Origin of the sequence: Ruminococcus sp. NK3A76 (genome assembly GCF_000686125.1) — a bacterium.
GTDB lineage: Bacteria > Bacillota > Clostridia > Oscillospirales > Ruminococcaceae > NK3A76.
Genome location: NZ_JMMA01000002.1, coordinates 3406105 through 3418620 on the forward strand (window position 1 = coordinate 3406105; position 12516 = coordinate 3418620).

Genomic DNA, 12516 nt, shown 5'->3' on the forward strand with positions numbered 1-12516 from the left:
ATTTCAAGGTAAATTTGGGTAATATGACGGAAAACTTGCAAGTGGATGGCGTGCAAAGGTATCCGCCGGTGGCCCGGCGGTGTTGCCTTAATTATACCACACCGGAACTGAAAGGTAGATCGGCTGAAAAGAGCCATTGCTTTATTTATTCTCCTTTATCAGATTTACAGCCCTAATCCGTACCCTGCACCTACACCTATTACCGCAGAAAGCAGAATGATCTTGATAGGATGTACCTTTTTGAACGCAAGTACAGCAGTTACGGCGAATAATCCGAGAAATACCCAAAAGCTCACCGAAGAAAAAACCGATGCAGTGATACCCGACGGAAAGAATACCGTCCTTGCAACAGATATAAAGGCTGCACCTATCATTCCGACAACGGCCGGTTTCAAGCCCGACATGATACCGCCTACAGCTTTGCTTTTCTTATATTTCTCAAAACACTTTGCGATGATAAGGATAATGATAAATGACGGCAGAACAATTCCGAGCGTTGCGATAATTGCTCCGAGAACACCTCCGGTCCTCATTCCTACGAATGTAGCCATATTGACAGCAAGCGGCCCCGGTGTGCTTTCGCTCAGAGCGACGAAATCCACAAGTTCTTCCTGCGTAAGCCAGCCGTGGCGTTCCGCTTCCGCCTGTATCATTGCGATCATCGCATAACCGCCGCCGAATGTGAATGCTCCGATTTTCAGAAAGGCAAGAAACAGCTCAATCATTGCTCTGCTCCTTTCTGTTCAGAAGCGACCACAGCAGCCCGAACAATCCGCAGCCGATTATCACAAATACGGCATCTATTTTCAGAAAAGCAGTCAGAACAAGAGAAAGTCCCATTATCACATAAGAAAATGGTTTCTTTTTCTTCTGCACCGATTTAAACATCATCCACAGGGCTTTCAGTATCAGCGCAAGTACGGCTGCACGGATACCCATAAAAGCATAGCGGACGGCTTTTATGCTCTGAAACTGCGTCAAAATCAGGGATATAAGCGAGATTATAAGAAACGAGGGCAGAACAACACCGATGGTTGCCATACACGCCCCAAGAAAGCCCGATGTCTTATATCCGACGAATGTTGCGGCATTGATAGCAATCGGCCCGGGGGTTGACTCGGAGATCGCAACAATATCGGTGATGTCCTTTTCATTCAGCCATTTTTTGTTTTCGCATACTTCCTTCTGTATCAGCGGTATCATCGCATAACCGCCGCCGAAGGTAAAAGCCCCGATCTTCATAAAGGTCAGGAACAATTCAAGATTCTTATTCACAGTATCACTCCTACAAAGATATTATACCAAATCAAGGATTATACGTCAACACATGAAAACGCAGCCGACTATTTGCAACTATCAGGAAGATATAAAACGAACAAGAGATGCAATCAAGTATTATCATTTAGAAGATATCTGCTTTTTAAGCAAAAGGACAATAGATGCTCGTAAGCCTCGTAAAATCGGGATTTTAGAAGATGCCATCTTTTTTGTTTGACAGGTTCAGTTAATGTTTAAGAGGATCACCTGATCCAGGTAGTCCTCTTTCATTTCGCCAAACAAGGGATAGTCCGTTATAGCGCTGAGAAAAAGCACCTGACCTGTTGAATCGATCGGGTGCTTTTGTGCTGTCGTGTGATGGCTGCGGTTATTGATTGTAATGTATGCAGCATTTGTGGTCGCTTGTGGGGCGCCTGAATTTGCCTGAATACCTGCGTGTTTTACTTCGCTAAAAACTCCTCTATCTGCCACAGTACATCTTCGTTCTCGTCGTAAACACCGTGAGCCTGGCCGCTGTAGAGCTTGAGACTGCCGCCTGTAAGCTTGGCTATGAGCTCTGCGCCCTCGCTACCGAAGAGCTTGTCGTTCTCGGCACCTATGGCAAGGACGGGCACGGCGATTCTGCTAAGCTCGGGGCGAACATCAAAGCCCTTGAAGCCGCCGCACATCGTCACGAACCGTGTCAGCTCGTCGTCAGTCACGCTGTCGGCAAAGCTGATGAATGCATCACGGTATTTCTCAAAGTACCCTTGCGTGTAGACGTTCTCCCCAAAGGACATGATGAGCTCATCACGCCGCCTGCTTTGTGCAAGGGCTGCCCAGCTGTCAAAAACTTTCCCTGCATTTTCAGGTATGTATGGCGCTGTCGAGCATACGATAAGCCTGCCTGCAAGGTCGGGGCGCTTTGCGGCTATCGCCTGCGCTATCATGCCGCCCTGCGATACACCGTAAAGCACGGCACCTTTTATCCCCAGCGCATCAAGAGCCGCCGCTGTGTCGTCGGCCATGTCATAGATGCTGTAGCTGTCGGGAATGTTCTCACGCCTGTCTAATACATATACGCAGAATTTCTGCGCCAGACGCTTGTACTGAACCTTGATAGCCTCCTCTGACTCCATGACGCTCTTTAACGCAATGCCGGGTATTATCACAAACGGCTGCCCCGTATCAGCCCCGAAGCGGAAATACTTAAGCGTGATGCCGCCTGCCTGTATCGTCTCTGTGCTCATGATATCTGCCTCCCTCTGTGAGTTTGCTGTCAGTATAATTATACCATATCTAAGCTGAAGATTCTTTTAGCAGACACAAAAGCGCCTGCGCCTTACCTGTTGTCTATCTTCTCGGGGTACATATCGTGCCTGGTCAGCCTGTCCCACGCAACGGCCTCCCATTTGGTGCCGGGCTTGCCGTAGTTGCAGTAGGGGTCAATGGATAAGCCGCCACGGGGGAGGAACTTGCCCCATACTTCAATGTATTTCGGGTCCATGAGTTTTATCAGGTCATTTAGTATGATGTTGACGCAGTCCTCGTGAAAGTCGCCGTGATTTCTGAAGCTGAAAAGATATAGCTTAAGCGACTTGCTCTCGACCATGTTGATGTTCGGAACGTATGAAATGTATATCGTCGCAAAATCAGGCTGCCCTGTTATCGGGCAGAGGCTTGTGAATTCAGGGCAGTTGAATTTTACAAAGTAATCCCTGTCCGGGTGCTTGTTCGGAAATGTTTCGAGCACGCCGGGGTCGTAATCAAAGCCGTATTCTGTGTTCTTTTCGCCGAGCAGTGTTATGCTGCCCTTTTCGTTGTCAGTCCTGCCTGCCATAGTCATTCTCCTTTTTTGCCGAGCAAGGGGTCGCTCAGGCCGTTTTTCTCAAATGCTGCCGCTCTGTCACGACAGGTGCCGCATACGCCGCAGGGCTTTTCGCCGCCCTCGTAGCAGCTCCATGTCAGCTCGAACGGAACGCCTAACTCTGTGCCGAGCTTTACAACATCAGCCTTTGTAAGCCCCACAAAAGGTGCTTTTATGCAAAGCTGCTCTCCGCTGCCTGTGAATATCGCCTCGTTCATTGCGTTGTTGAACTTGTCCGAGCAGTCGGGGTAGGCGTTTCCTGCTGCATCGTCAGAATGTGCGCCGTAGTAGATGACACCGCACCCCTTTGAGAGCGCAATGCTCGCAGCCGATGCCAAGAATAGCCCGTTTCTGAAAGGCACATATGTCGATACAGGCTTGCCGTCAGTCTGGGTAAGCTGCTCGGCATAGCTTTCTTTGGGTATCTCGCCCGATGAGCCTTTTAGCAGCGTGCAGTCTGAGTCTTCAAATATCGTCTGTAAATCAAGTATCCTCCACTCAACGCCGTAGTGCGAAACAACTGCTCTTGCAGCCGCTATCTCCTTGTCGTGCTTCTGGCCGTAGTATATCGAGAGCGCAAACACATTCTCACGCCCGTGCTCCTTTATCGCAAGTGCCAGACAGGTCGAGCTGTCGAGCCCGCCGCTGAATAATACAAGTGCTTTCATAGCTTTCTCCTTATATGGTCTATCCTACTCAACAAGCTCTCTTAGCTCCTTGTCCTGCTTGAACCTGCCGATGAATGTCTTTGTCTCTGTCCTTGCCGAGGCATTTCTTATGCCCCTTGCCGTCATGCAGCTGTGTGAGCCGGTTATCTTGACTGCCACATCTTCCGTACCTGCGGCTTCTGAGATTATCTGCGCTATGTCACGCCCAAGACGCTCCTGAAGCTGCAAACGCTTTGCTGCCATGTCGCATATCCTTGCAATCTTGCTAAGACCCAGCACCCTGCCCTTTGGTATGTATGCCACATTCACCGTCATGTCATACATCAGCGCCATGTGGTGCTCACAGTAGCTGAAAACGGTTATGTCCTTCATAACGATAGCTTCGTCTGCGCCTATGTCCTCAGAGGAGAAGGTCTTGCCAAACATCTCTGCGATCTCGTGGTTTGTGTATTTTGTGCCTTCGAGCACTTCTTCAAGCATATTCGCCACACGCAGGGGAGTTTCCTTCAAGCCCTCACGGTCAGGGTCTTCGCCGATCGCTTCGAGCAGGCCTCTTATGTGGTATTCTATCTTCTCTCTGTCCATTTGTCATACTCCTCTTTCATCGGGCGACCATATCAGCTTGTGCAGCTGCAATTGCAGCCTTGCTTTGCCAAGCCTTTTCTCTTTCATGAATTCTACTATCTCTGCCGGCTCTATCCTGCCGAACACCGGGCTTAGAAGCACCGTGCATAACGGCTTGTATTCCTCGATGACCTCTGCCGCACGGTAAAGATCCTGCCTTGAGCCGCACACGAATTTCAGCGTGTCCCATTCCTTTAAAAGCGGAATGTTGTCGGTAAACATATGCCGCTCCATTCTGCTTGACGGCAGCTTGTAGTCTACGGTGAAAACAGGGCGGCACTTTTCCATGAAAGGCCTTATGTCCACAGAACCGTTAGTCTCTATCTCGACACGCAGCCCGAGTTTGGTAAGCGCAAGGATAAGCTCGTCTATCCCTTCCTGCAAAAGCGGCTCGCCGCCGGTGAGGGTCACGCAGTGCAGGTCGTATTTTTCTATCGCATCTCTTGCAATGCCGGTCAGGCGTGATATGCTCGCAAGCTCGAAGGGTGCGCCCTTTTCATTTGCCCAGGCCGTGTCGCACCAGTCGCACTTTAAGTTGCAGCCGGTAAAGCGCAGAAACAGCGCCAGCGCTCCGGCCTGCTGCCCCTCGCCGTTTATGCTCACAAAGCTCTCTGCAAGTTTTAAGCTGCTCATCTTGCCACCTCGTATTCTGCACAGTTGTCGGGCGTTTCGTATATCCTGACCGAGCACACCCTCAGCCCTGCACGGGTCAGCTCGTCAAAAAAGAACTTAGCAAAATTCTCGGCAGTCGGGCGGAACGGCACCTCTGTCAGTGCAAAGCCCTCGTCCTTAAGCGCTGCAAGGGTAGCGGCCTTAAGCGAGCCTGCTTCGTATATCAGCGTGTGATCGAGCTTGTCAGCAAGGGCTCTTACTTCGCTTTTGAGGTCTGCAAAGTCAATCAGCATACCTCTTTTCTCGCCCTCTGTTATAAGCTCCTCGCCGCAGACAGTCACCTCTGCCTTCCAGCGGTGGCCGTGGATATTTGAGCACTTGCCTTTATAGCCTGCAAGAAAATGTGCGCTGTCAAATGCTGCCGAAGTTATCAGCTTGTTCATTAAGAATTCCTCCAAAACATTAAAAAAGCGCCGCAAAAAATGCAGCGCAAAAAGTCATGCAAAAGGCGCACCTCGCCCTTTGCTGATAAACTCATTATAGCTGCCCTGGTTTTTATTAATGACAGGATGGCGCAAACGAACTGTCAGAAAAATATTATACCACCTGCGGCCGCATTTGTCAAGCAAGAAAATGTAAAGGCAACACCGCACAAAGACCGCCTGAAGGCTTTGTACGCAACTTACTTGCATCTTTTCCGTCATATTACACATTTTTTCCTTGAAATACGGTAGTATTCCTTCGGAAAATCTGTGCAATCTGACGAAAAAGCTGACTGCGCAATTTGCGCACAATCTTCGTGCGGTGTTGCCTTAAAGGTCGCAGCGTTTATTCTGACATCGCCTGACTCGTGGGCGTTGAGAGGGTCGAGGTTTCTGCAGGTCCACCATATTTTCTTGTTGTCGATGTAGGTGAATGCTGTGCCTGATGCCTTCGCCCTGATGAGCCACCCCTCAGGCAGCATGACTGCAAGAGACATCACGAGCATAAATGCCGTGACGAAACCAAGCAGCCGTTAACTTGTCTTTTTCATAGCTTTTTCTCATTTATAATGCGATATTACATCACCTATATGATACCACATTCTGCCTTTGCGTGTCAAGAGAACAGACCGCTCGCAAAGCCCCTTGAATACGCAGTTTGCCTGTGATATGAAACTGACAGGCAGGGCTGAATGTGCTGTTTTACAGCCTTTTGTATTGGCTTTGTAAATATGAATAATTATATCAATAATTTATAAACCAGTATCATATATAATATTAATAAATAATTAATCACAGCTGTGTCATATGCTATATTACCAATCTGCTGCTTGAAAAGAAACAGGATTTACAGCACATTGCCCATTTTCGGGGCATATCCGGGGTGATTAGTCAAAAGATATCCCGGTGATACCTTTTGTTCATATTCTCCAAAAAAAGTTGTGGGGTTTTGTACACCATTTCTCCGTTTTAGTTGATAAAAATAGCAAAAGCGCCAAATCATTTTGAACTTTTTTTAAAAAACGGTATAGGCTTCGGGAAAATCTGCTATAATATTAGTGTGAGGAAATAAGAGTAATAATAGGAAAACGTGTGATTATGTAAGGAGTGAATAAAGATCATGCACAGAAACAAGGGTATTATGGGCATCTCGGCTCTCGCAGGCGCAGCGCTTATGATAGCAGGTATGACAGCCTTTGCATCCGATGCTATGTCTATCACGGACAACAGAGAGTACACAGCAGCTATCAATACAGTTGAGGTCAGCATTGACGCTCTTAACGCTGTAGGCGAGAATGCCGGCACTGAGATCGCTTACATGAAGAAGACCGGTATGATAATAGGCGAGACACTCGAAAAGAACATTGAGTACACACAAAACTGCATCAAGAAGATAAAAAAGGCCGAAGAAGCCGAGCAGAAAAAGAAAGAAGAAGAAAAGAAAAAGGCTGAGGAAGAGAAAAAGAAGGCCGAGGAAGAAAAGAAAAAGAAAGAGGAGCAGGAAAAGACAGCCGCAAACACTGTCAACGCACAGTGGGATCAGAGCGGCCAGCTCAGCACCTTCTCCGGCATCTACTACGGCCCCTCCGGCAAGGAGACATACTATAACCTCGATATGAGCGGCATAGTAAGCATAATGAGAGGCATGGGCTATTCCGAAGACGCTTATCCCTACTGGGTAAGAGACGACGGCTGCAAGATGTTCGGCGACTATATAATGGTAGCCTGCAATCTTGATATCAGACCGAGAGGCACGCTCGTCGCCACATCGCTCGGAACGGGCATCGTTGTTGACACAAGCCCTGTTTTCGTAGGCGAAAATGCAACTCAGGTAGACGTTGCGGTCACATGGTAATAAATATGAATGATAAAGACCCTTTCCGTTTGTGGAAAGGGTCTTGTTGCTTACTGCAAAAGTCTGTGTTATTGTGATATGCTTGAAGCGCTTGCTCTCAAAGAAAGTCTCTCGTTTTCACTGCGATACACGAGGGGCTTTCCGGTCGCCCCTCGACCCTTCGGATCTACATCTTGGAAAGGGTCTTTCTATAAGTCATTATTTTCGTAAAAACTTCTTATAAAGCACGCTTGTCAGCCCGGCGGGCATGATGAACATGAACATCTGGAAAGCGCAGGGTATCAGAAGGTCGGAAAGCGAAGAAAAGCCCTTGCGCCATATCCTGTAACGCACCTTGATGAACGCCTTTGTGTTTACCCAGTTGGACCGGCGTCTGTAGTTGCCCTCGTTTACCCTGTAATCGACCAGCACCTTGGGTATGTTGTGCCCGATAGCGCCTGCTGTGAGCATATTCACTACAAACTCGTAGTCCTCGCACCTCGGTATGTCCGAGTAGCCGCCTGTGCGCAGAGCCTTGCTTTTGCGGTAGCAGAGCGTCTGGTTGTTGAAGGGGTTGCGTCGCTTTGCGTATTTTCTTATGGCCTTGTTGCTGACCGGGGTCTTTTTGTATGCTATGTGCTCGCCCGTGTCGCTGTCAAATTCGTCTATGTATGCGCCTGCCATGTCAAGCTCGGGGTGCTCTGCAAAGAGCTTCATCATAAGCTCGCACCTGTCCTTGTGGGCGATGTCGTCAGAATCCATCTTTACTATGTATTCGTGTTTGCAGGCTTTGAGCCCCTTGTTTGCGCACATCCCCACACCGCACTTGTTGCTTCTTATCACGTTTATGCAGGGGTGGCGTTCGCAGTACTTTTCAAGTACCGCATCAAGCTCGCCTGTGAGCTCGCCGTCGCAGACTATCACAAAATCGTCTGTCGGGTAAGTCTGGGATAGTATGCTCTTTATGCTCTTCTCAAAGAACTCTGCCCTTTCGCCTGAGTAAACGGACATCAGCACACTGTATTTAGGCAGCTTTATTTCTTTATTATTGTCACTCATTGTCCGTTCACCTCCTGTCTGTTACGATGCAGCTTCTTTTTTCTTTCTTTTCTTTTCTTCTATCTCTTTGGCCTTCTTGTCAAGCTCTTTCTGCTTTTTCTTCTTGGCGGCCTTCTGTTTTGCCTTGCGCTCCTCGATAGTCGTCATGTATTCATCTGCTATGTCGTCTATCTCGCCGCTTCTTACTACCTCGCCCTTGTCGAGCCAGAGTGCGTGGTCGCACATATTCTTGCAGGTCTCCATGTTGTGGGAAACGAAAAGCAGCGTTGTGCCGTCGGCAAGCATCTCGTTCATCTTGTTCATGCATTTCTTTCTGAAAAGCACGTCGCCGACCGAGAGCACCTCGTCAACTATCAGTATATCGGGCTTTACCATAGTAGCAACAGAGAAGCCAAGACGGGATTTCATACCTGAGGAGAAGTTCTTTACAGGCGTGTCGAGAAAGTCCTCGAGCTCTGAGAACTCAACTATCTCGTCAAACCTCTCTGCAACGAATTTCTTGCTGTAGCCGAGTATACAGCCGTTAAGATAAATGTTCTCCCTTGCTGTGAGCTTGGGGTCTATTCCTGCACCAAGCTCGATAAGGGAAGCCACAGTGCCGTTTACCGTCACGCTGCCCTTGTAGGGCTTGAGTATTCGGCTTATTACCTTTAGCAGTGTGCTCTTGCCGCTGCCGTTGGTGCCTATTATCGCCCACGCCTCGCCGGGCTTGATCTTAAGGTCAACATTCTGCAAGGCAAGGAACTCCTTGAACATCAGCTCGTGCTTTACGAGCTTGACAAAGTATTCCTTTAAGTTGTCTATATTCTCCGACGCTTTGTTGAAGCGCACGGTCACGTTATCAACATCAACGATATATTCGCTCATACACACTATCCTTTTTAATAATGGTCGATATGTCAGTTAACTGTTCCCAAAGCACTGCCTGTGGATCACACAAGCGCAAATATCAGATGTACAGTATGAATTTATCCTGTGACTTTCTGAATGCTGCCACGCCAATGAAGAACATCAAAAACGCATAGGCAAAGCCGAGAACAAAGTCCTTTGCATCGACTAACGCCCACGATTCGAGCCCACGCCTTACAGCCGGGCACCATACGAATGCTCTGAACTGCTTTATGTAAATGTATGCCGGGTTGAAATTCTCGATAACATATGCAAGGTAATATCCGTAGGGAGTCTGACCCTTTTTGATCTGGCTCTTGCCCTTGTCGTAGAAGGAGCCCATGTTGTAGAATATTGCCGAGCAGTATATCCACATGGTAGTAACGGCATGGTAGATGTACTTTATGTCACGGAAGAACACATTGAGCGCTGCGAGCAGGAAGCCAAGCCCCATAGCGAAGATGTAGGCTTCGATTATGACTATCACGATACCTAAGTTCCAGAATGAGAACAGGCATCTGCCGTATCTGAGCGAGAGCGCTACCATAAGTATAACGAGCGCACCCAGCGAGAATACGAAGTCTACCATTGATGCCGTTATTTTCGACATCGGGAACATAAACTTTGAAACGTAGGTCTTTTTGAGCAGCGATGCGTTGTCGGTTATCGAGCTCAACGATTTGTCGGTCGCTGTCTTGATGAACTCGAACACTGTTCTGCCGCACATGAGGTATATCGGGAACAGCTCGGTCTTCTTTGTGAACAGCAGCGTGAATACTACCGACATGATTATCATTATCAGCAGGGGATTTAGCACGCTCCATATATAGCCGAGAAAGCTGCGGCGGTATTTGAGCTTGATATCTCTTGCAACGAGCTGATATAGCAGATCCTTGTAATTGAACAGCTCTAAAAACGAGCCCTCCTTGAACTTATGCTTTTTTTCCTCTGTCAAGAAAATTCAGTCCTTTTTAAAGGCAGCACCGCACGGCCACCGGCTCCGAGCCTTTGTGCGGTGTTGCCTGAAATTTATTGATAATAATTCAATGTTAATTCTACCACAAAGCCCCAAAAGTGTCAATACAAACCACCGTCAAATCGCCCTTTTGACCGAAATATCAGCGTATATAAAAGGTTTATAGGCAATAGCGCACAAAGCCCCGACATAGGGCAGAGATAATAAAAAAGCACCGACGGCATCGGTGCTTTGCGTTACCTGTTCATATCATCTATCTCGGCTGTTGTGTAGTGCGAATAGCCCTCGTATTCATAGCTTTTGTCGATGCCTTTCATAAACAGCTCCAGCGCCTTTTGCTTGCTTATGCGTTCTTCTTCGACCGCAAGCTCGGCGGAGCTTGTTATACCAAGTTTGTTTTGTATCATAAGGCGCTACCTTCCTTTGATTTGTCGATACTATTATAACATATTTCGGCTATCAAGTCAATTGACAGCCGTTTTTACCGTTATCTGAAAAAAATCCACGTACCCTCTTGACAAATCTTCACAAATAGTGTAAAATTACACTAAAGAGGAAATCAAACACCAAAAGGAGCGCTTTTTATGACAAGAGAAGAATTTATAAAAAACACAGATGAGCTGCTGCGCCTTGTGCGCACTGAGTATGAGCTGACGCAGGAGAGTATGGCGCTCTGCCTCGGCATATCAAAAAAGACGCTTGTCGGCATCGAAAAGGGCCGTGGCTCGCTGGGCTGGACGGGGGCGGTAGCACTCTGCTCGCTCTTTTCGCAGAGCAGTATACTGCAAAACACCTTCGGCGGCGATATGCAGGATATTCTCAGTGCGCTTGCATTCGAGCGTGTGCAGCCTAAGTACCCCAAGACTATGGGCGGCCGTGTATGGTGGGAGGAGGTGCAGCAGGGTATTGGCTGGCATATCCAGCAAAACTACATCTCACGCCACTACCGCCTGCTGACCGATGACGACAGGCACGTCTGCTCGTCCTTTGACCTTGAAAAGGTAAAACTCGCCGCCGCAGAATATGAAAGGGTGAATGCAAAATGAAAAAGGACGTAAGGCTTTACAATATGATAATGCCGCTGTGGCTGGTGCTTGCATTCCCCGTGATGTGGCTGCCGACGCTTGCAGGCAATTTTATCATCGACAGCATAGTTTTGCTTATCCTGCTGAAAATAAAAAAGAATGAAAACAAAAAGGATATATGGAAGGGCTGCATATTAAAGGTGTGGGCTTTCGGAATGCTCGCTGATATCATCGGCGGTGCGGCGCTTGTGGCAATAAGTATTTTTCTTGAGAAGATACGCCGCTATGAGGCATCAAATGCTATTATATTCAATCCCTGGGCAAACCCTCTCTCGGCTGTGAGTGTGCTGTTTTGTATGGCACTGTCGTCGGTGCTCATCTATCTGTTTGATAAGAAGATATCATTTAAAAAGGTGTTTGATGACGAGAGTGACCGCAGGTGTTTCGCACTTGCCTTTGCTGTCATCACAACGCCGTGGCTGTTTGCATCGTCTATAGTTATACAGTAGGGAGTGATACTATGAACGCTCTCAGAAGCAAGAAAGCCCTGCTGCTTTTGTGGTTTCTGCTAATAAACTACGCCTTTATTGGCTGGGCGGCAAGCTGCGGCGGGAGACCGTTTCTTCAAAGCCTGACAGATACACAGACGGAGGTGGTTTTGCTCGGCTCTGTGCCTGCGGCGGCTTTGGTGCTGTTCTTTGTCAGGCCCTTTAAGACCTGTGAGGAAAAGCGTTCGTTTCTATGTTTTGCGGCGATACTCATTTTTATCATAAATGCTTTCTGGCTGACGATAATACATGATGTATTTGCATAAGGAGTGATACTATGACCGCTCTGAGAAAAAAGAAGATACTGCTGTTTTTGTGGTTTGCTCTTATAAACTATGGCTTTATGGGCTGGGCGGCAATGTGCGGACTGCCGCTGTTTCCGCACCTGACAGATTATCAGACCGAGTTTTTGCTGCTCGGCTCGGTGCGTATAGCGGCGGTGGTGATATTCTTTGTGAGACCTCTCGGAACCGGTGACGAGCAGCGCTTGTATATGCGCTTTGCAGTAAAGCTCATTATTATCATCTATGCATTTTGGCTGCTGGTAGGTAATGTATTCGAGCATCTTTATTACGATATATTTGTGGACAAGGATATTATAAAAGAGCTGTTCGGTTGACATATCCTCGTTGTTTTGGTATAATATAATCAACGAAAAAACCAAAAAGGAGCTGTT

18 protein-coding genes and 1 pseudogene are annotated in these 12516 nt (G+C 47.8%); 5 read left to right on the forward strand and 14 right to left on the reverse strand.

The features are described from left to right. Positions 1 to 164: 164 nt before the first annotated feature. The 10 genes from CD05_RS0115905 to CD05_RS0115950 form a co-directional block, all read right to left on the reverse strand. On the reverse strand, positions 165 to 725 hold the full coding sequence (locus CD05_RS0115905; protein WP_028511311.1) for a chromate transporter: 561 nt from the start codon (positions 723 to 725) through the stop codon (positions 165 to 167). Further along, complete coding sequence (locus CD05_RS0115910) at positions 718 to 1275, reverse strand: chromate transporter (protein ID WP_028511312.1); 558 nt, start codon at positions 1273 to 1275, stop codon at positions 718 to 720. The genes CD05_RS0115905 and CD05_RS0115910 overlap by 8 nt, the downstream gene beginning before the upstream one ends. Before the next feature lie 225 nt (positions 1276 to 1500). Further along, positions 1501 to 1749: a hypothetical protein gene (locus CD05_RS20765; protein ID WP_156947531.1), complete on the reverse strand. Its 249-nt coding sequence runs from the start codon at positions 1747 to 1749 to the stop codon at positions 1501 to 1503. Next, on the reverse strand, positions 1719 to 2507 hold the full coding sequence (locus CD05_RS0115915; RefSeq protein ID WP_051589081.1) for an alpha/beta hydrolase: 789 nt from the start codon (positions 2505 to 2507) through the stop codon (positions 1719 to 1721). Before CD05_RS0115915 ends, CD05_RS20765 begins: the two co-directional genes overlap by 31 nt. Before the next feature lie 92 nt (positions 2508 to 2599). Continuing rightward, complete coding sequence (gene queF, locus CD05_RS0115920) at positions 2600 to 3103, reverse strand: preQ(1) synthase (protein WP_347495376.1); 504 nt, start codon at positions 3101 to 3103, stop codon at positions 2600 to 2602. Further along, positions 3100 to 3792, reverse strand: a complete 693-nt coding sequence (queC, locus tag CD05_RS0115925; RefSeq protein WP_028511315.1) for a 7-cyano-7-deazaguanine synthase QueC — start codon at positions 3790 to 3792, stop codon at positions 3100 to 3102. The genes queF and queC overlap by 4 nt, the downstream gene beginning before the upstream one ends. A gap of 24 nt (positions 3793 to 3816) precedes the next feature. Further along, entirely contained in the window at positions 3817 to 4377 is a 561-nt protein-coding gene (gene folE / locus CD05_RS0115930) for a GTP cyclohydrolase I (RefSeq protein WP_028511316.1), read from the reverse strand. 3 nt (positions 4378 to 4380) lie between these two features. Then, complete coding sequence (gene queE / locus CD05_RS0115935) at positions 4381 to 5049, reverse strand: putative 7-carboxy-7-deazaguanine synthase QueE (RefSeq protein ID WP_028511317.1); 669 nt, start codon at positions 5047 to 5049, stop codon at positions 4381 to 4383. Beyond that, positions 5046 to 5471 carry a 6-carboxytetrahydropterin synthase QueD gene (queD, locus tag CD05_RS0115940; protein ID WP_028511318.1) on the reverse strand — a complete coding sequence of 142 codons (426 nt, stop codon included), beginning with the start codon at positions 5469 to 5471 and terminating at the stop codon, positions 5046 to 5048. Before queD ends, queE begins: the two co-directional genes overlap by 4 nt. A gap of 257 nt (positions 5472 to 5728) precedes the next feature. Further along, positions 5729 to 6007, reverse strand: coding sequence for a hypothetical protein (locus CD05_RS0115950; RefSeq protein WP_028511320.1), 279 nt, complete (start codon positions 6005 to 6007; stop codon positions 5729 to 5731). Positions 6008 to 6630: 623 nt separating this feature from the next. Between CD05_RS0115950 and CD05_RS20990 the strand changes: the two genes are divergently transcribed. Next, positions 6631 to 7365, forward strand: coding sequence for a hypothetical protein (locus CD05_RS20990; protein ID WP_037323101.1), 735 nt, complete (start codon positions 6631 to 6633; stop codon positions 7363 to 7365). Between the two features lie 198 nt (positions 7366 to 7563). Here the strand turns inward: CD05_RS20990 and CD05_RS0115960 are convergent, their stop codons facing one another. From CD05_RS0115960 to CD05_RS20770, 4 genes and pseudogenes are all read right to left on the reverse strand, one after another. Continuing rightward, the gene (locus CD05_RS0115960; protein WP_028511321.1) at positions 7564 to 8403 is read right to left on the reverse strand and encodes a glycosyltransferase; all 840 of its coding nucleotides are present in this window, start codon (positions 8401 to 8403) and stop codon (positions 7564 to 7566) included. Between the two features lie 21 nt (positions 8404 to 8424). Then, the gene (locus CD05_RS19135; RefSeq protein ID WP_084262230.1) at positions 8425 to 9270 is read right to left on the reverse strand and encodes an ABC transporter ATP-binding protein; all 846 of its coding nucleotides are present in this window, start codon (positions 9268 to 9270) and stop codon (positions 8425 to 8427) included. An 82-nt stretch (positions 9271 to 9352) separates the two neighbouring features. Then, positions 9353 to 10246 carry an ABC transporter permease gene (locus CD05_RS0115970; protein WP_028511322.1) on the reverse strand — a complete coding sequence of 298 codons (894 nt, stop codon included), beginning with the start codon at positions 10244 to 10246 and terminating at the stop codon, positions 9353 to 9355. 338 nt (positions 10247 to 10584) lie between these two features. Further along, positions 10585 to 10674: pseudogene (locus tag CD05_RS20770) on the reverse strand (cell filamentation protein Fic); the annotation flags it as partial. Positions 10675 to 10851: 177 nt separating this feature from the next. Between CD05_RS20770 and CD05_RS19140 the strand changes: the two are divergent. The 4 genes from CD05_RS19140 to CD05_RS0115995 are packed head-to-tail and all read left to right on the forward strand — an operon-like array spanning position 10852 to position 12459. Continuing rightward, complete coding sequence (locus CD05_RS19140) at positions 10852 to 11313, forward strand: transcriptional regulator (protein ID WP_037323104.1); 462 nt, start codon at positions 10852 to 10854, stop codon at positions 11311 to 11313. Further along, positions 11310 to 11801 (forward strand): hypothetical protein, encoded by a 492-nt coding sequence (locus CD05_RS0115985; RefSeq protein WP_028511323.1) that lies wholly within the window; start codon positions 11310 to 11312, stop codon positions 11799 to 11801. Before CD05_RS19140 ends, CD05_RS0115985 begins: the two co-directional genes overlap by 4 nt. 11 nt (positions 11802 to 11812) lie before the next feature. Further along, positions 11813 to 12106: a hypothetical protein gene (locus CD05_RS0115990; protein ID WP_028511324.1), complete on the forward strand. Its 294-nt coding sequence runs from the start codon at positions 11813 to 11815 to the stop codon at positions 12104 to 12106. Between the two features lie 11 nt (positions 12107 to 12117). After that, complete coding sequence (locus tag CD05_RS0115995) at positions 12118 to 12459, forward strand: hypothetical protein (RefSeq protein WP_028511325.1); 342 nt, start codon at positions 12118 to 12120, stop codon at positions 12457 to 12459. Positions 12460 to 12516: the final 57 nt, after the last annotated feature.